Genomic DNA, 18,639 nt, shown 5'->3' on the forward strand with positions numbered 1-18,639 from the left:
ATGAAAAATCAGTCTGTAAAAATTAATTGTGTAGCTTGGAATATTTTTTTTGGAGATTATATTTATGTTTAAGAACATTACAATAAAGGTAAAACTTTTACTTATTCTTTTGATCATTACATTCGGGTTTATTGTAATAACGATTTTTAGCGGCAATAAACTTATCCATTCCGCAAATTCCATGAAAGCACTGACAAGCCAGGAAAACTTGAATCAAAACGGGCTGAAAGATCTGAAAAGATTAACGAAGGATCAGGTATTTACCAGTTCGGAACTTCTTAATACGAAAAGTACGAATCAAATTTCCTCCTTAAATTCGAAAATTGAGGCAAATCATTCCGATATAATCGGGCTTCTGGACAAGATTGAAAAGACTGAAACCTCCTCAGAAAACAAAACTAAGCTAAAGAAGTTTCGTGATGAAATCGTTTCTTTTCATGACGAAGTCTCATTACTCAAAAACGAATTTTCAAAAACTAAAATAGATGAAGATACAGGAAGTTTTACAGAGCAAGGGATAAATATATACTTAAATAGAATTTTACCGAAATTAAAAAACTCCGTCGAAACAATCGAGGATTTAAACACCTCATCAGCTCCGCAAACGGATGAATTGGTAAAAAATATCGAGACGGATTTAACCGATTCCCAAACTTCAATCACCATTTTAAACCTACTCGTAGGTTTAATCATTATCGGTGCTACGGTAAATGTAGTATTCGGAATATTGTCAATGATTGGTGATGCCGTTATCAAAATAAAAAAGATGAGCGACGGGGAATTAGCGATTCGATTTGACGAATCTCAAAAGAACGAGTTGGGTCGTTTGTTTTCTTTCTTTAATAATCTACTCGCTAATTTGAATGCGGTAAACAAGTCACAGGCGATCATTGAGTTCAACTTGGATGGAACCGTCATCACAGCAAATCAAAACTTTCTGGATGTGATGGGCTATACGTTGTATGAAATCAAAGGCCAACATCATAGAATGTTTGCGGAACCGAAATTGGTAAGTAGCGATGAATACAGACAATTTTGGGCCTCCTTGAACAGAGGTGAGTACCAAACAGCGGAATACAAACGGATCGGAAAAGGAGGACGCGAAGTATGGCTTCATGCAACTTACAATCCCATCCTAGACTCCAACGGCAAACCGTATAAGGTGATCAAATTTGCAACCGATATCACCGAACAAAAATTACAGAATGTTAATTACGAAGGACAGATTGCTGCGATCGGAAAAGCCCAAGCCACGATTGAATTCAATATGGATGGAACCATTATCGCCGCAAATGACTTATTTTTGAATGCGATGGGATACACTTTGAGTGAGATCAAAGGTCAACACCATAGAATGTTTGCGGAAGCTCAATTGGCAAATAGCGATGAATACAGACAATTTTGGGCGGCTTTGAACAGAGGTGAATTTCAAACAGCGGAATACAAGCGGATCGGAAAAGGAGGACGCGAAGTATGGCTTCAAGCAACTTACAATCCCATCCTTGACTCCAACGGCAAACCGTATAAGGTGATCAAATTTGCAACCGATATCACCAAACAGAAGCTAAAGAATATAGATTATGAAGGACAGATTGCTGCGATCGGAAAAGCCCAAGCCACGATTGAATTCAATATGGATGGAACCATTATCGTAGCGAACGACTTATTTTTGAATGCAATGGGATACACTTTGAGTGAAATTAAAGGTCAACACCATAGAATGTTTGCGGAAGCTCAATTTGCAAATAGCGATGAATACAAACAATTTTGGGCGGCTTTGAACAGAGGTGAATTTCAAACAGCAGAATACAAACGGATCGGAAAAGGAGGGCGCGAAGTATGGCTTCAAGCAACTTATAATCCTATTCTGGATTTGAATGGGAAACCATACAAAGTGATTAAATTTGCAACAGATATCACCGAGCAAAAAAAACTATCCATTGAAACAACTAGAATCGTAGAAGACCTGGTTGTCGGACTTGCTGCCATGGAAAACGGCGATCTTACGCAACAAATCGTAAACAATTACGAAGGTGGATTCGCCAAACTAAAGGATTCGTTTAACAATACGTCGCAAACGTTAATAAAGATCATCAATGAAGTGAGAACCAATACGGATGCGTTGGTGACAGCAGCCGATGAAGTTTCTTCCACTGCGGCCACACTTTCACAAGGTGCCAGCGAACAAGCAGCCTCCGTAGAAGAAACTTCCGCTTCTCTTGAAGAGATGGGAGCATCCATCGATCAAAACGCGGAAAACGCCAAACAAACGGATTCCATTGCAACCAAGTCGGCGAAAGATGCAAAACAAGGCGGGGAAGCCGTAAAAAACACGGTGTCCGCAATGAAACAAATTGCAGAAAAAATTTCCATTATAGAAGATATTGCTTACCAAACCAACTTACTTGCATTAAACGCTGCCATTGAAGCAGCTCGGGCCGGGGAACATGGAAAAGGATTTGCCGTTGTAGCATCCGAAGTAAGAAAACTCGCGGAAAGAAGCCAAAAGTCGGCCAATGAAATCGGCTCTCTTGCGGGAGGATCGGTTCAAATTGCGGAAACCGCAGGAAAGCTGATTGAAGAAATAGTTCCTGCGATCAATAAAACAGCCGACCTGGTTCAGGAAATTGCGGCAGCAAGTCAAGAACAGTCTTCGGGTGTAAATGAGGTCAATAAAGCAATGGGCCAACTTGACCAGGTTTCCCAACAAAGTGCATCCGCTTCGGAAGAACTTGCTGCAATTGCAGAACAGTTACAAATGCAGGCGAATCAATTATTAAGTTCCATCAGCTTCTTTCAATTGAATCGTATAACTTCCGATAATCGAGATCAGAAAAAACCGAAACAAGTATCAAATTTTGTTCCGGCGAAAAAAGCGACGGACACCGATAACGATCATCGATTTCAAAAATACTAAGGGGCACTGTCATGCAAGATATACAGTATTTGACATTTCGACTTGGTGAGGAACTTTTTGGATTGGGTATTCTACGCATCAAGGAGATCATCGAGTTCGAATCGGTTACCAATGTGCCGATGATGCCCGATTACATCCCCGGAGTCATAAATTTGCGAGGGAATGTAGTACCGGTTCTTGATCTGAATATTCGCTTTTACAAAAGAAAAACCGAAATCGGCAGGAGAACCTGCATCGTTATCACGGAAGTGTCAATAGGCGCGGAAAGTTTGGATATAGGTTTGTTAGTCGATTCGGTTGAAGAAGTATTGGATATTCAAAGCACTTCCATTGAAAATGCACCTAGCTTCGGTTCCAAAATCAAATTGGATTTTGTGCAGGGGCTAGGAAAAATAGAAAACGGATTCGTCATATTACTTAAAATCGATCAGGTTTTAAATTTGGAAGAATTGAATCAATTGCAGGAAAAATCCAGTCTTCTTACAAATTGACACGTATATTCATTTGATATGATGGATTCACCTAACGAAGTTCGAGATATATTCTTAAATCCCGGTGATTTTTATTTCGGGGGACCCGATCTAAGGCTGAGAACCCTACTCGGTTCTTGCGTTTCTATTGTACTTTGGCATCCTAAAAAAAAGATCGGAGGAATGAGTCATTACATTCTTCCTGGTAGAAACAATTCCGCTAATATGCAGATTTTAGAGGGTAAATACGGTGAAGAAGCTTTTCTCCTTTTTTTAAAAGAGATTAAACTCACCAAACTCCCTATTTCCGAATTTAAAGCTAAAATCTTCGGAGGTTCCGATATGTTTTCGAGAGAAGAGGAAGATCTGAAACTAGAATCTAATTTCACAAATGCGAAACTAGTCGGACAGAAAAACATCAACTTCGCAAAACAAATATTATCTGATCATTCCATTTCCGTTATTTCTGAAAATACAGGCGGCTCCAAAGCGAGAAAAATTTTTTTTACTGTCTGGGACGGAGAAGTTTGGCTTGAGACACCAGAAACTACCAAATGAAAAAAATAAAAGTATTTGTAATCGATGATTCTGCGGTAGTCCGCCAGGTATTAGGAGATTTGTTTACCAAAGATTCCGGCTTTGAATTTTTAGGCGCCGCAGTCGATCCTATATTTGCCATGGACAAAATGGCAGCTAACTGGCCCGATGTGATCATTCTTGACATTGAGATGCCAAGAATGGATGGAATCAGTTTTTTAAAAAAAATTATGAAGGAACGCCCTACTCCCGTTGTCATCTGCTCTACTTTGACGGAAGAAGGTTCCGATATAGCTATGACAGCCCTCAGTTTGGGAGCGGCCGAAATCATTACCAAACCGAAGATCGGGTTGAAGGATTTTTTAAACGAATCTTCACTACTTCTGACGGATTCCGTACTTGCAGCCTCTCATATCGATCTCGGCAAGATGGCTCAATACAGCTTCAAAGAACCCGAGGCCACCAAACAAAAATTAGTTACCGATATTTCGCAACTAAAGGCGACTGAAAAAATCGTTGCGATAGGAACGTCGACCGGAGGAACCATTGCTTTGGAAGAAGTTCTCGTCAAACTAACAAAGGATAAATGCCCCGGTATAGTAATCGTGCAACATATGCCCGAAAAATTTACCGAAGCATTTGCAAAAAGACTGAATTCCGTTTGTGAAATAGAAGTAAGAGAAGGTAAAGACGGGGATAGGATTCTACCCGGACTCGCCCTAATCGCTCCCGGAAACAAACATATGCAGGTAAAGCGATCGGGAGCTCAGTATCATATAGAAGTAAGCGATGGCCCGTTAGTCAATAGACACAAACCGTCTGTTGACGTTCTATTTCGTTCCGTCGCTAAATATGTAGGTCAAAATGCAAAGGGAATCATCATGACCGGAATGGGTGACGACGGTGCACAGGGATTATTGGAGATGAAACAAGCAGGCGCCGTAACAGTTGCTCAGAACGAAGAAAGTTGTATTGTGTTTGGAATGCCGAAAGAAGCGATACGTCGCGGAGCAGCGGATAAAATCCTACCACTCCGTGACATTCATCGTTCGATCATCGATTTTTACAACTGATTAGCTTGCAGCCAGTTCCGTTGTAATTTTAACTTTTCTGGAACGGATTTCTTCCGGAGATTCTTCTTTTAAAACTTCATCCGGTTTGATCTTGAAAATAGGCTGTGCCTTACTTACAATCTTACCGTCCGAATCTACCATTAGATTTTTAACTACGGTTCCACTCACTGGCGCCAGAATCTTATTGAACATCTTCATGACTTCAATGATAAATAGAGGTTGGCCCGCTTGGAAGTGATCTCCTTCCGCAATCAGAGTCGGTAAATTCGGTGCTTCTTTGGAATAGAACATTCCTCCCATAGGAGCTACGATTTCGTCCCCACTCATCTTCGGAGGTGGGTTCAGGATCTTAATCAAAGGATCTCTGGTTTCCGCCGTTTTGAATTCTTTAGGAACAATCGCTTCCAAAGAATCATCCATATCCAATCCGAAGAAATTCGCTTTTTTACCTACGTTTACAAGTAAAGCAAGTATCTCAAGTCCCGCCTGGAATCCTGCATGAGCCGCTTTCGAACCGGTCCATTCCGCATCGGAGATACGATCCGGTTTCGGATTTTTTCCCGATTCGAGTAAGGAAGATAACTCTTTCCAAGATACGATTCCAGTGCGAGTTCGGACTTCTGCATAAAACTCTTTTGCTTCGTTTAACAACGATTCATCATGATCCCAGATTTTTTCCGAAGGAGGTTTGGAATCCGTATTTTCCAGGTTGAGATAGTAATACAGTTTTTCCAGTATCAATACCGGATTTTCCAGAAATACTACCTTTGCTCCGCTACGATCCCATAATTTTCCGTCATAATGACCGATAAATCCGCCCAATAGATGAGGGTTTGAAAAGATTTTTTCCAAAGGTCGCAAAACAAGCGTCATCTTTTTGGATAATACTTTTTTCAGCTCTGCGTCCGCTTTCTTCAACTTTTCAGTCCATAGATATTCCAAATCAAGATCGTTTAATACCGACTGTAAAGAACCGATTCCTGCGAGATAGGCAATCATAAACGCAGTGGAAGGTTTGAACATCGCATCCTTTCCTAGAATCCATTCCGTAAGTCCGTAATGAACCAACAGGTTTGTTTCCAGATTTTGACCGCGAAGTTCCGTTTTGCGAAGGATATTGCTGAGTACTTCCAGGTTTTTTTTGCGCGTTTCACCATATGACACAAGTAATGCTACGTTGGAATCATAAGCACCGGCAAGATTGTAATGCACAAAGGAACCTGTATCCGGGTTACGCAGGCAAATCCCCTGGTCATCCCGAATTTCACCTTCCAATGGAGGAGACCAACTTTGTATGATGCCGCCCGCATGAGGTTGTAAACTTCTGTTAGTTGCATTGATGCGAACTTCCGCGCCGGAAACATTACGAAGGACTCTTTCCGGTTTCGGAACTCTGATTCCATGAACGGATAATACCGCCATTGCTTCCACAAGGGAATCGATAAAGAAATATTCGTTCGGGTTTTGCGGATTTACAAATTTCAATTTGTAAACCATCTCGGTCACTCTGTGTTCCACTTGGATACGGGTGTTCACTTCCATAAAGAAGAAGTTATTTCCCTCTACGATACATTCGAAAGTGGAAACACTATTGAGTCGAATCGCCTTACCGAAAACTTCGGCTTGGTTTTCCATATCACGAAGTGTAAGTAGATCTTTCTCTAAGATGCCCGCTTTTTTAGGATTGGTTCCTTTGCATTCTTCCACTTCCTTTTGAAGAAGTTCCTGAGTTAAGGAGATTTCCAAAAGTTTTTGTTCGTGCATTTGCAAAGAACAATCACGACCGCCCAAAGACAAAGACCATTCTCCGTTTCCGATGAGCTGGATCTCATTATGCCTTGTGTTTTCAATGTTCAATTCGATGAGAAAGTTACGATTGGAACCGACTGCGGTCACTTTGGATTCGGCAAGGATTTCCATAACGGCAGAATCAATCTGCGACTTGTCGTTAATGACCCTTTGGCCTTTTCCACCACCGCCACCGATGTATTTGAAACGAACCCGTTTGCCGGGAAATTTTTTCCAAATTTCTTCCAATTGGATTTCGGATTCTTTTTGCAAATCAGCGATCGAAGTAATATCGATTGTTTTTTCATAAGAAATTTGAAGCAGTAGCTCCGCATTGTCTTCCAAAGAAAGTTTATCGTTGTATTCGAAGCTGAGTCCGTTTTCTTTCGCTACCTTAAGTAATCCCTCTTTGGAATTTCCTGTTTTGCGAACCAAGGCAAGTGCAGTGATATTGTCCACACCGGGCGTCACGGATACTTTCAAGGAACGAGCGAGTTTTTTCGCCTCATCCTTTGCCCCAGCTCCACGTGCCACATGAGAGCTAGGTCCCATAAACGTAAGACCCGCGTCTTCTATCGCTTCGATGAATTCGGCGTCTTCCGCCATAAATCCGTAACCAGCAAAAAGATGAGTATAACCGTTTGTTTTGGCAATCTCGATGATTTGTTTGATACGAGCTTCTTTTTCTTCTTTTCCTGCTCCCATATAATCGGGAACTCTATGAACGTTTTCAGGAAAACGGAAGTTTCTGAGTTCGGGAGCAAGTGCTTTCGGATAAACGATGGAATCTTTTTCGGAAAGTAAAATACCGTATTCTCTGATCCCGATTGCATCAAACACATCCATGGTCTCTTTACGAACAGGACCGCGACATACGATCAGACATTTGATGGATTCAACGGAGAAAGAACGAATCCAAGATGAGTCGGATTCCTGGAACTTAATTCGATTTAAATTTTTATCGAGCATGGACTATTCAAACTCCCTTTGAGGACCGCTGAGAGGAGCGGCAGTGTATTTAGACATCAAATAATTTAAGTTAGTTCCCAGAACCTTTCTGGTAAATCCAGGTAGGATGATGGAAGACACGGAGCCTAGAGACAATGCCTCTTTCGGATTCATCAATTCCTTTTCATACCTTTGACCTACTTCGAAAAGTTTTGCATCTCTCACACTTGCGGCTTCCTTGTCGCTCATGCCTTTTTTAAGATTTGCCTGGAACTCTTTTTGAATGGTAGTGATTTCATCTTTGTAAACATATTCTTTCCCGGCAGGACCCATAACTGCAATTCTAGCGGTAGGAAGTGCGAAAACCAGAGATGCCCCCGTATAATAGGAGTTAAATGTTGCGTAAGCTCCACCGAATGCATTTCTAATGATAAGAGTCAAACGGGGAGTACGAAGATCGATGATGGAATCCAATAACTTTCTTCCTTCCAAAACGATTCCGTTTTGTTCCTGATCTTTTCCCGGTAGGAAACCTGTTGTATCTTCCACAAAAACCATAGGAATATTGTAAAGATTGCAAAATCTAACGAATCTCGTTCCTTTTCGGGAAGCTCCGATATCGATCTGTCCGGATGATACTGCGGAGTTGTTCGCAAGAAAACCTACCACATTGCCACCGATTCTACCGAATGCAGTGACTATGTTTCTCGCTCTTTGCGGCTGAACTTCAAAAAACTCGCCATGGTCACAGATTTGTTGTAAATAGAGAGTGATATCGAAAGGAGTATTCATCCCGGTAGGACTATTGAAAGTTTTACGGAATAAAATATCTTCTTCGTAAATGAACCTGTCCATAGGATCCGATGTAGGATAAAAAGGAGCATTGGAACGGTTGTTATCCGGTAGATAGGAAAGCAATCGGATCGCAGTGCGAAGAGAACCGAGTTCGTCTCCTGTGACAAGATCGACTACCCCGGACTGCCCGTGCACTTTCGGTCCGCCCAAATCATCTGCGGAAACATCTTCACCTAATACCGACTTAACGACTCCGGGTCCTGTCAAACCGAAGAAAGTATTATCGCATTGGATCATAAACGATCCTTGGCGGGGAAGATACGCTCCTCCACCTGCGTTGAATCCGAACATCAACATAATGGAAGGAACAACACCGCTGATTTTGCGAAGTGCGGTAAATGCTTCCGAGTATCCGTCAAGTCCACCCACTCCCGCAGGAACAAAGGCACCGGCGGAATCGTTCATACCGATCACAGGAATTCCGTGTTCTCCCGCCATGTGGATGAGCCTTGCCAACTTACTTCCGTTAGTTGCATCCATGGAACCGGCACGAAGCGTGAAGTCATGCCCGTAAACGGCAACATCCCTTCCACGTATTTTTAAGATTCCAGTAATGATGGAAGCGCCGTCCAAATTCGGGCCCCAGTTTTGGTACATGATATTCGGTTCCGAATCCGTGAGAACTTTGATCCTCTCCCAAACAGTCATTCTATTCTTGGAATGTTGGACTCGGATTCTATCCTCTCCACCACCTTCGAACGGTTTGGCGATCAGTTCTTTGCCTAATTTCAAGGCATCGTCATAAATCCCTCCCTTGGCTTCGGCCGGGGAGTTTTGTTTATTTTTGAATGGGTTGTCTAGGGAATACTGCTTGGTTTCCATAAGGTTTTTTCCAATCTTTTGAATTATTTTGCTTAGAAAAGAGATTTTTATGCGAGAGCGGAATTGATGTCGGGATAGATAGTAAAAAGTTGCTGCATCCCGACCACATCGAATACCTTTTCCACGGCAGGACGAAGTCCGCAGATGGAAATGGATATTTTTCGGTCTTGGCTGGTTCGTAAGGTAGTTACTAAAAGGCGTAAGCCTGCAGAAGATATAAAATTGACGTCACTGAGGTTGTAAATAATGGAATGAGTCGCTGTTCCCACAGTCGCCATTAAGTCCTTTTCAATTGTATGAGTGTTATGCACATCTAGATTGCCCAGGAGACGGATTACTAGTGTTTCTCCTACTCTCTCCGAATGAAGGATGATCTTTGCATCGCTCATGATATTTTTTTCTCCATATAGGTATAGTTTTTGGATTCTTTAAATTCGTAACTGACTTTATCCATTAGTTTTTCCATAAGAAACACACCGAAACCACCCTTTCTTTCCCCTTTTAAATTGGCATCGATCGAAGGAGAAGGAACATTATCCCTCTGAAACGGTTTACCTTCATCAACCAGGGTAATTATGATCCGATCACCTAACATTTCTATCATACAATCGAAATACGGATTGGGAATATTTGTGTTTTTATAGCCGTGCATCACTATATTCGTCGCAGCTTCGTCCACCGAGACCAAAATATCATCAAACGCGAACGGTAAAGAAATTTTGTCCTGCAAAAGTTCGGATAAGTATTCGCGCATCTTTGGAATTTCAGAGGAAACTGCATTGAATCTTTTCACGAATGACTCCGGCTTTTGTTCTGGAAACTTCAAAATCATCACTGTAAAGTCATCATACTGCTCAGAGTTTCCTGAAAATTGGCGTATGATTTGGTAGATCTCTTCTATTATAACCTGAGAAGGTTTCTCTTTACGAGCAATTATCTCCCGGATCAGCTGATCCAATCCAAATTCTTCTTCGAATTGGTTCTTTTCCTCGATTGCCCCATCTGTATAAAGAACAAGCATATCCCCGGGTAAAATATCAATTTCCCCACCGATATAATGACCGGCAGGCATAACACCCAAAGGAGCTCCCTTACCTTTTAACAGTTCGTAACTATGATCTTTTCTGATCCAAATCTGATCATTGTGTCCTGCAGAGGCAAACCGAATCTTATGCGTGGAGGAATCAAAACTGACAAAAAACAAAGTTACGAACATCCCGGACTGGGAGTCCTCGTAGATCAGTTTATTCGCTTCCGTGAGAAGCTCCGAAGGAGAAAGCGACGAAGTTCGGGAAAGTGTCCGGATGATCGAAGACGACATAGCCATAAAAATAGCTGCGGGAAGACTTTTTCCGGAAACGTCCGCCACTAAAAAAGAAAATTGTTCGGAACCGTAGGGATGGAAATCGAAGAAGTCACCTGACACTTCTTTTGCGGCAACGGACTTAACCCCCAAGTCGAAATTAACCGATTGCAGAATGGAGTTGGGAAGAATATTGTTTTGAATTTTTCTCGTAATCTCGATTTCTTTTTCGATGGATTTTTTGGTTATGATTTCCTGATTCAAACGTAGGTTTTCATAGGCTTTCGCCAAAGGAGAAGAGATCGTTTTCAAGATACGAACGTCTGCTTCCCCGAAAAGTTCCTTTTTCCTTTTACCGCAGATATAGAGAGCCGCTTTCAACGAACTACCGCTAGGTGATACAGGTAAAACGACAAAATTGTCTTTTAAAACGAAGGATTCCAATCCGTTGAAACTTTCTTCCAACTCTTTGGAGACTGTTCCTGTAAAAAATTCCCTGTTTAGAATCGAATTTATGATCTGAGTGCTTTCGGATAAATCGTAAAAAGATTCGAAAACCATTCCGTTTTGTCTGGCATAAACCTGAATCAGATTTTGTTTCCCTTCATGCAATATGACCATTCCCGCATCATCCGCATTCAATTCTTTGGTTAGAATCGCAAGAGATCTGGACATAAGTCCCAATTCATCATGGGACTCAAGCACAGCCTGTCCGAGTTCGAAAATGGATTCCAAAGTACTGAGTTTTTGTTTGAGTTCTATGTTCGCGGTATTCAGGTTTTCCAGTAGGCTTGTCTTTTGAATCGCTACCGCACAAGCGGAAGAGAAAGACAAAAAGAAATCTATATCGTTTTGGCTGAAATTATTCCGATCAATGGTATTGATCGCTTCGATCACGCCGATCACTTCGTCACCTGCGATGAGAGGCGCCGCTAAAATATTTCTGGTAATGAAATTGGACGCTTTGTCCACATCACGAAACACTCTCGGATCATTTTGAGCGTCATTGATGATCATAGGTTGTTTTGTAATGGCAACCGTTCCCGCAATTCCTTGGCCGACGGGAACTTTCAGTTTGGAAATCTCTTCCTTTTTTTCTCCGGTTACCGTATTGAATAATAGAAATTCCTTTTTCTCATCCAAAAGAAGTAGAGAACTCGCTTCCGTTCTGAATACGGATTTTGCGGACTCCATCACCATTTCCAGAACCTTGTTTAGATCCAAGGAAGAGTTGATCAAAACGGAAACCCGAATGATCTCTTCCAAAAAATACTCCAAACGGTTGTTATTATTATGAATATTCGAATTGTCTAATAAAAGTAGTATTGCGGTGTTTAAAGTGCTGAAGAATCGATTTTCACCTTCCGAGTAAACGGTGTCTTTGAATAATGCGGTAAGGTTGGAAGAGAAATAATTGATAAGATCGAGATCTTGCTCCGAAAAATGATCGAAATGCCTGATGCCTTCCAGCAAAAGCACTCCCAAAGAAAGATCGCCTATCTCATCTCCCAGATAACAGGCAAGATACGATTCGGCCAGAGGAGGAGAATCTTTAGTAATATGGGAACCTTTTTTAAGAAGGAAACTTTTTTTGGATAAAAAAACATGTTTTGCAATTTTCCCGGCGGCCTGGGTGTCTTTTACAAGACCTACTCTGGATAAATTGCCTCTTTCGTTTTTTAGATAGAATGACCCGTGTTTTGCGGAGACAAGCCTTTTGGCTTGACTTAAGATGAAATGGTATAAATCCGTAAGCTCGTGAGAGGAAGAAACGAAAAAACCTCCCTCTTTTGATCTTTGGACAACAGGAGGTAAAGAACTGGACACCAATTTGATTAGTCTTTGCCGAAGTTAAGAGATTCTTCCCGCAGTTTTTTGTTAGCGTCTTCCAGAGATTTAATTCTATCAAAAGCATGCAAGAGTTCATCTCTACTTAAGTTGGAAACTATACTGCTTGCCTGAACCGTTTCTTTCGCTTCACGAAGTTCTCCTCGCGAGTATTCGCTAATCTGCTCATACATTCGAATGATTTCATCCGCGTTAGCTAACTCTTGTTCATTGAGGCGGAGAACTTTCTCATAGCCTTTGATGATATCAGACTGGATCTTCAGTTTTTTGTTAAGTTCGTCTATGATTTCTTGAGACATGGACTAATGGTTCCTTCTTCCTCTGATTCTAAGATTGACAAGCACGGAGACGCCCTTAAGTCTGGACTGATCGGGGGCGTAGCTCAGTTGGGAGAGCGTTTGAATGGCATTCAAAAGGTCGGGGGTTCGATTCCCCTCGTCTCCACCACGCTTCCCATTTTTTCCTTAAAAAGTTTCAGTTTTTCTTATGTTGTCAAATTCTTTTTCCGGTTCGTACCCGCAGATCACTTGATCTCCTGGAGAGCTGTTGAAATCTCATCCTTATTAGGTATGGCAGTTAGAAAAATTTTACGCATTGGCAATCCCTTACTTCGAAAATTAGCGGAAGATGTTCTGGAGTCCGAAGTGCAGACGAAGGATTTCAAAAAACTAATCCGGGATATGTTCGAGACAATGCGATTTGCAGAAGGAGTGGGACTTGCCGCTCCGCAAATTGGAATTTTAAAAAAAATCGTAGTCGTTGGCCAAGAAGATGATAACCAGCGCTACAAAGGAACTCCGGAAGTTCCCAATCAAGTGATTATAAATCCCGAAATCACTCCCCTCGCTCCGGCAGGCGACGGTTTTTGGGAAGGTTGTCTTTCCGTTCCCGGAATGAGAGGATATGTAGAAAGACCCAGCAAAATCAACCTGAAATGGCGAGATGAAAATTTCGAACCTCATGAAGAAACGATCGAAGGTTACAGAGCGATCGTTATGCAGCATGAAATCGATCATTTATTCGGGGTTTTGTACGTGGATCGGCTCAAAAGTACCAAACTGTTCGGTTATAATGAAGACATTGATACCGAAGGGAAAATTCTTGATTAATATTTAAAATCTAATACACTGGGGCCTAACATGGGTTCTTCGTTTGTTCAATATTTTCTTTCCAAAAGTTTATTCGTAAACTTACTCACCGCGCTCATCCTTCTGGTAGGCGGTTTCACCGCGGCTACAATGAACAGGGAAGCATTTCCCAATATCAACTTCGATATAGTAAGTGTTTACACCATCTATCTGGGCGCTTCCCCTTCCGACGTAGAAAAATTAGTTACAAAACCGATTGAAGACGCATTGAAAGAAGTGGACGGGATCAAAGAATACAGATCCAGTTCTTTGGAAAATCGTTCCGGTATAGTCATCACCATAGATCCGAATGTCAAAGATACCAAGAAGGTAGTGGATGATATCAAATCCGCAGTAGATCGGGTTCAAGATCTTCCCGTAGATGCGGAAGATCCGGTAGTGACGGAAATCACAACGGCAAGGCAGCCGGTCATAGAAGTTCACCTAGCATCCGCAGTCGCAGATGGAAAACCGGTTCTTTCGCCCAAACAACTGAGAGACCAGGCAAAGATCCTGGAAGACAAATTGAAAAACATTCCCGCAGTGGCCCGTATTACCAAAAGAGGTTGGAGAGAAAGAGAGATGAAGGTGGATCTGATGCCGGATCGACTTACTGCACTGTCCATTTCCTCCACCCAAGTGGTGAATGCACTTCGGCTTAGAAATATCAATTTTCCCGGTGGAAACATTTCGGAACGTTCCAAAGAAATCATAGTCAGAACCGTAGGAGAATTCGATACCGCAGATCAGATCGAAAACGTATTCGTAAGATCCAACGATGCCGGCAGATCCGTAAGAATCAAAGATATAGCACGTGTTACGGAAGGATTCGAGGATTCGGATTATCTGGACAAATCGAACGGAGAAGTTGCAATCGCGCTCACCATCATCAAAAGAGAAAAAGCGGATGCGATCAACGTAGTTGATGAATCCAAAAAGATCGTTACGGAGTTTATCAAAGAAACGAACGGAACGGTGAGTTATGCATTTGTAAACGACCTTTCCAAATACATCCGCAGACGTTTGGGGGTTTTGACTTCCAATGCATTGGGCGGACTTGTTCTGGTTACTGCCTCTCTATTCGTTTTTCTCGGCTGGAGAATGGCTTTGATGACTGCTCTGGGAATTCCCATTTCGGTTGCAATGACGTTCATCGTGATGAATTATTTGGGAGTTACTTTGAATTTGATCTCCATGATGGGACTCATCATAGTTGTGGGAATTCTAGTGGACGATGCGATCATCATTTGTGAAAACGTATACCGCCACTTGGAAATGGGAGAGGAGCCTTTCGAGGCCGCCTTACGGGGAACAAGCGAAGTGATCGCCCCGGTGACAGCTACAGTAACAACTACCATCGCCGCTTTCGGTCCTATGCTATTTATGACCGGGATCTTCGGAAAGTTCATCAATTCGATTCCCTTAGTGGTCATTATCTCTCTCAGCTCATCCATCTTCGAAGCTTTCTTTATGCTCCCTTCCCATCTTTATGACATCAGCAAATCCTCCAGTCTCAAAGGAGAGGTAAAGGAAGAATCGGATTGGTTTCAAAGGTTCAAAAAAACCAAATATCTACCCTTTCTAGGTTTTGCACTTCGCCATAAACTGATGATGACCTCGATACTTTTCGGAGTATTTATCTTTTCCATTTTTCTGCAGGCCAAGTTCGGCAAATTCAAACTTTTCCCGGGAGCCATCGAAACGTTCCAAGTCAGAGTGACTGCAGAAACAGGACTTACCTTGGAAGAGACAGATCGTTACATCCAAGCGATCGAACACAGCTTGAAACAATTGCCAAAGGAAGAATTGGAAAATTTTATCTCTCGCGTAGGGATCATTCAAAAAGATCCGAACGATCCTTTCACAAAACGGGGAAAAAACTATGCGCAAGTCATGGTCTATCTGACTCCCGAAGAATCGAGAGAGATATCTACGGAAGAAATCATCGATCGGATACGAAACAATACCAAATATTTGTTAAATGACAAATCGTTATTAATTCTGGAAGAGAAAATCAGTTTGGAAAAAAAGAATTCTTCCAAGAAGATGAGAGAACTTAAGGAAGAATCGATCCCTCCCCAATTTTTATCCCTTCAAGGAAAGTTGGTAAATCTGGAATTTGAAAAATTGGCAGGTGGTCCTCCCGTGGGTAAACCGGTGGCGATCGAAATCAAAGGAGATGATTTCAATACTCTGCTTAAAATCGGACAAGAATACAAAGACGTTCTCGCAAAATTGAAAGGAGTCAATGATATAGGAGACGATTTCAACGAAGGCAAAGATGAAATCCGTGTGTCCGTAGACGAATCCCTGGCTTCTTTTGCAGGAGTGAGCGTACAATCCGTATCACTTGCCATCAACACCGCGTTACAAGGGACCATTTCCACAAAAATCAAACGGGCCGATGAAGAAGTGGATGTAAGAGTACGTTTTCCGGAAGAATACAGAAGCTCACTCACCCATCTGAACAAAGTGTACGTAAACAACCTGACGGGAAATTTGATTCCGGTATCCAGACTTACCAATTACGACAGATCCCCCGGCAGAGCTTCCATCAATCATTTGGACGGAAAAAGACTACTCACTGTCACTGCAAATATCGACGAGACCGCAACTTCTTCCAGACAAGTCAACTTGGATGCGAAGAATGCGGCGGGAAATCTGATTTCGAAATATCCCGGTTATACGGTAAAATTTTCCGGTGAAAACAAGGATACGGAAGAGTCCATGGCTTCCTTGGGAAGATCTTTCCTGGTGGGACTCATCATCATCTTTATGATATTGGCATCACTTTTTCGGTCTCTCTCCCAGCCACTGATCGTTATGAGCGCCATTCCATTTGCGGTCATAGGAGTTATCTTCGCTTTTTTACTTCACGGAGAGTATCTATCGTTTCTTGCTTTTCTGGGAATCATCGGTCTTGCGGGAGTCGTAGTAAACGATTCCATCGTGCTTGTGGATTGTGCGAATCAACTGAAAAGTGAAAATCCGAACATGGGCACCTACGATTTGTTAATTGAAACTGGCTCGATCCGACTCAGAGCGGTCATACTTACTACGGTGACGACTGTGCTCGGATTATTACCGACCGCCTATGGGATCGGAGGACGAGATCCTTTTCTGGTTCCCATGGCGCTTGCTTTCGGATGGGGGTTGGCTTTCGCAACGTTTATCACATTGATCATGGTGCCGGTATTCTATAAAACCTTATACGATTTCTTTGATTGGTTTCACTCCAAGTTTCCCAGTAAAAAGAAACTGGCGAAAGTTTGATCGAAAAGGTATCCGGGATAGTATTTATCTTATCCCGGATACCTTTCCCGAAATGATTAAATAAGTTAGCTGGTCATTCCAATCGGCTGGGTTGGCAGCCCGTGCTTTTGCACTCTCTGATCCGAGCATTTAAAAAATCGGTGCGGGAGATGGTTTTATTTGCGGCGCAACTCAGGTTTACGAAAAATCCCCTTTCGTCCTTCCAGCTGCATTCCGAGTTTCTGGATTGAATCCAGTAAAGCTGAAATTCTTTCAATTTTTTCTTCGCATCAGCGGCCAAAGAGGAATTCAACTTTTTATAAGCATCGTTAAGATCCTTGTCCGCTTGAATGTATACTTTGTTCAAACAATACAGACCGTCAAAATCGTCCTTCGGATGATCGCAATTGTCCGCATACAAGGAAGAACCTGCAACTAACACAAAAATTCCGACTAAAATGGTTTTCATAAAATATCCCTTATCTAAAATATTTAATCTTTCTTTTCGTTCAAAACTTCCGTGAGTGTAACGAATTTATAACCTTTTTTTTGCATCTTATCGATAAACTCAGGTAAAATATAAATCAATTTGTCGAATTTACGAGGACCGCCTAAGTGCATCAAGATGATGGCTCCGTTCATTCCGTTCGGATCCCCTGCTTCCCATAAGTCCAAATAGTCCAAAGTCTCCCTGCTCGTTTTGTAATGGGGATTTTTCACCACTTCCTTTTTTCCTTTTCCGTTCAGCTTGTACAGAAAAGGTCTATGGATATAATCGGGGAGATCCAGAGATCCTTTGTTGTTTCTGGACCACATGATATGATCCGTATACCCTACTTTGGCATGAGCATCCAAAATCAATTGGTTGATTGCCCCATAAGGAAGACGATAATACTTTGTTAACTCTTGTTTTGTGAGAGAAGAATAAATATCTTCCACTCTTTTCAACTCCTCCGCCATACGAGGCAGATCCAAAACCTGCTTGGAAAGATATTCCAAAACGGTTCGTTTTCTTTTGGAGGTTTCCGTAACGGATCTGAAATAATTGAAATGACTCCAGGTATGATTTGCAAATTCGACTTTTCCGGTCTTAGCCATCTTTTTGATGATATCCAGGTTTTGCCGGATAAAAAAACTTCCGCTTACGTCCGATGGTCTCTCGTTCGATAAAAATACCGTCACCTTGATATCATAATCTTTGATGTATTGAAGTAAGGTGGCAAGTTCCTCTCCGGTTGCCAAGTCGAAGGTCAAAGCAATCTCAGGATAAGATTCGTTTCCTCGGAGTATGTTTTTACCTTTGCTACCGAGAGTTGCTTCCTTTAGGTAATCTATATTTTCCTGAACCTGCCTTTTTAACTCTTCATCGGAGTCGGCATTTGCGGAAAGACTTTGTTCTTCCCTCAATTGTTCCTGATACATAAGAGAAAAAAGACTTTGTTCTAACTCCTGTAAGTTGCGATCCTTTTCCTCCACAACAGATTCAAGCCTGGAAACGGAAAAATTCAAATAGAGTAAGTATCCCACCAAAATAACGATCCCCATGACAAGGGAACCGGATAAAAATAGAATTACAAATTTTTGGGCTTTTTTGACAAAGTTGCGGTGTTTCTCTATGTCCTGAGACAATTCATGGACGATGTCTTGAATTTCTTTTTCTTCTTTGGTTGGATCAACGGACATCTGGAAATAGGAAACC

Annotated in this window: 12 protein-coding genes, 1 tRNA gene and 2 pseudogenes; 8 read left to right on the top strand and 7 right to left on the bottom strand. The window is 41.9% G+C overall.

Annotated features, from left to right (window positions below):
* Positions 1 to 64: 64 nt before the first annotated feature.
* The 5 genes and pseudogenes from DI077_RS19915 to DI077_RS09835 form a co-directional block, all read left to right on the top strand.
* Positions 65 to 1,189, top strand: a pseudogene (locus DI077_RS19915) (PAS domain-containing protein); the annotation flags it as partial.
* A 57-nt stretch (positions 1,190 to 1,246) separates the two neighbouring features.
* Positions 1,247 to 2,917, top strand: a pseudogene (locus DI077_RS09820) (methyl-accepting chemotaxis protein); the annotation flags it as partial.
* An 11-nt stretch (positions 2,918 to 2,928) separates the two neighbouring features.
* Entirely contained in the window at positions 2,929 to 3,408 is a 480-nt protein-coding gene (locus tag DI077_RS09825; RefSeq protein WP_109019552.1) for a chemotaxis protein CheW, read from the top strand.
* A gap of 18 nt (positions 3,409 to 3,426) precedes the next feature.
* Positions 3,427 to 3,945 carry a chemotaxis protein CheD gene (locus DI077_RS09830; RefSeq protein ID WP_242935158.1) on the top strand — a complete coding sequence of 173 codons (519 nt, stop codon included), beginning with the start codon at positions 3,427 to 3,429 and terminating at the stop codon, positions 3,943 to 3,945.
* Complete coding sequence (locus DI077_RS09835) at positions 3,942 to 4,997, top strand: protein-glutamate methylesterase/protein-glutamine glutaminase (RefSeq protein ID WP_109019551.1); 1,056 nt, start codon at positions 3,942 to 3,944, stop codon at positions 4,995 to 4,997. Before DI077_RS09830 ends, DI077_RS09835 begins: the two co-directional genes overlap by 4 nt.
* Here DI077_RS09835 and DI077_RS09840 read toward each other — a convergent pair whose 3' ends face one another.
* Genes DI077_RS09840 through DI077_RS09860 form a run of 5 tightly spaced genes read right to left on the bottom strand, consistent with a single transcriptional unit; the run spans position 4,998 to position 12,860 of the window.
* Positions 4,998 to 7,754, bottom strand: a complete 2,757-nt coding sequence (locus DI077_RS09840) for an ATP-binding protein (protein ID WP_109019550.1) — start codon at positions 7,752 to 7,754, stop codon at positions 4,998 to 5,000.
* Positions 7,755 to 7,757: 3 nt separating this feature from the next.
* Positions 7,758 to 9,410: an acyl-CoA carboxylase subunit beta gene (locus DI077_RS09845; RefSeq protein ID WP_109019549.1), complete on the bottom strand. Its 1,653-nt coding sequence runs from the start codon at positions 9,408 to 9,410 to the stop codon at positions 7,758 to 7,760.
* A gap of 47 nt (positions 9,411 to 9,457) precedes the next feature.
* Entirely contained in the window at positions 9,458 to 9,799 is a 342-nt protein-coding gene (locus DI077_RS09850; protein WP_109019548.1) for an STAS domain-containing protein, read from the bottom strand.
* The gene (locus tag DI077_RS09855; protein WP_242935159.1) at positions 9,796 to 12,540 is read right to left on the bottom strand and encodes a SpoIIE family protein phosphatase; all 2,745 of its coding nucleotides are present in this window, start codon (positions 12,538 to 12,540) and stop codon (positions 9,796 to 9,798) included. Before DI077_RS09855 ends, DI077_RS09850 begins: the two co-directional genes overlap by 4 nt.
* Positions 12,541 to 12,548: 8 nt before the next feature.
* Positions 12,549 to 12,860 carry a hypothetical protein gene (locus tag DI077_RS09860; protein ID WP_109019546.1) on the bottom strand — a complete coding sequence of 104 codons (312 nt, stop codon included), beginning with the start codon at positions 12,858 to 12,860 and terminating at the stop codon, positions 12,549 to 12,551.
* A 72-nt stretch (positions 12,861 to 12,932) separates the two neighbouring features.
* Between DI077_RS09860 and DI077_RS09865 the strand changes: the two genes are divergently transcribed.
* The 3 genes from DI077_RS09865 to DI077_RS09875 all read left to right on the top strand — a co-directional run bounded on the left by DI077_RS09865 (position 12,933) and on the right by DI077_RS09875 (position 16,961).
* Positions 12,933 to 13,008: transfer RNA gene (locus tag DI077_RS09865), tRNA-Ala, on the top strand.
* A gap of 122 nt (positions 13,009 to 13,130) precedes the next feature.
* Positions 13,131 to 13,670 carry a peptide deformylase gene (gene def, locus DI077_RS09870; RefSeq protein ID WP_109019545.1) on the top strand — a complete coding sequence of 180 codons (540 nt, stop codon included), beginning with the start codon at positions 13,131 to 13,133 and terminating at the stop codon, positions 13,668 to 13,670.
* Between the two features lie 30 nt (positions 13,671 to 13,700).
* Entirely contained in the window at positions 13,701 to 16,961 is a 3,261-nt protein-coding gene (locus DI077_RS09875) for an efflux RND transporter permease subunit (protein WP_109019544.1), read from the top strand.
* A 73-nt stretch (positions 16,962 to 17,034) separates the two neighbouring features.
* On the opposite strand, the gene DI077_RS09880 is transcribed toward DI077_RS09875, so the two are convergent.
* Positions 17,035 to 17,409, bottom strand: a complete 375-nt coding sequence (locus tag DI077_RS09880; RefSeq protein ID WP_109019543.1) for a lysozyme inhibitor LprI family protein — start codon at positions 17,407 to 17,409, stop codon at positions 17,035 to 17,037.
* Between the two features lie 23 nt (positions 17,410 to 17,432).
* Positions 17,433 to 18,623 (bottom strand): polysaccharide deacetylase family protein, encoded by a 1,191-nt coding sequence (locus tag DI077_RS09885; RefSeq protein WP_109019542.1) that lies wholly within the window; start codon positions 18,621 to 18,623, stop codon positions 17,433 to 17,435.
* Positions 18,624 to 18,639: the final 16 nt, after the last annotated feature.

This window comes from Leptospira kobayashii, from assembly GCF_003114835.2.
GTDB classification, from domain to species: domain Bacteria; phylum Spirochaetota; class Leptospiria; order Leptospirales; family Leptospiraceae; genus Leptospira_A; species Leptospira_A kobayashii.

What these genes read in the sequence shown, in the direction of transcription:
- DI077_RS09825 (WP_109019552.1), top strand. Translation starts at nt 2,929, where the DNA reads ATGCAAGATATACAGTATTTGACATTTCGACTTGGTGAGGAACTTTTT.
- DI077_RS09830 (WP_242935158.1), top strand. Translation starts at nt 3,427, where the DNA reads ATGATGGATTCACCTAACGAAGTTCGAGATATATTCTTAAATCCCGGT.
- DI077_RS09835 (WP_109019551.1), top strand. Translation starts at nt 3,942, where the DNA reads ATGAAAAAAATAAAAGTATTTGTAATCGATGATTCTGCGGTAGTCCGC.
- DI077_RS09840 (WP_109019550.1), bottom strand. Translation starts at nt 7,754, where the DNA reads ATGCTCGATAAAAATTTAAATCGAATTAAGTTCCAGGAATCCGACTCA.
- DI077_RS09845 (WP_109019549.1), bottom strand. Translation starts at nt 9,410, where the DNA reads ATGGAAACCAAGCAGTATTCCCTAGACAACCCATTCAAAAATAAACAA.
- DI077_RS09850 (WP_109019548.1), bottom strand. Translation starts at nt 9,799, where the DNA reads ATGAGCGATGCAAAGATCATCCTTCATTCGGAGAGAGTAGGAGAAACA.
- DI077_RS09860 (WP_109019546.1), bottom strand. Translation starts at nt 12,860, where the DNA reads ATGTCTCAAGAAATCATAGACGAACTTAACAAAAAACTGAAGATCCAG.
- def (WP_109019545.1), top strand. Translation starts at nt 13,131, where the DNA reads ATGGCAGTTAGAAAAATTTTACGCATTGGCAATCCCTTACTTCGAAAA.
- DI077_RS09875 (WP_109019544.1), top strand. Translation starts at nt 13,701, where the DNA reads ATGGGTTCTTCGTTTGTTCAATATTTTCTTTCCAAAAGTTTATTCGTA.
- DI077_RS09880 (WP_109019543.1), bottom strand. Translation starts at nt 17,409, where the DNA reads ATGAAAACCATTTTAGTCGGAATTTTTGTGTTAGTTGCAGGTTCTTCC.
- DI077_RS09885 (WP_109019542.1), bottom strand. Translation starts at nt 18,623, where the DNA reads ATGTCCGTTGATCCAACCAAAGAAGAAAAAGAAATTCAAGACATCGTC.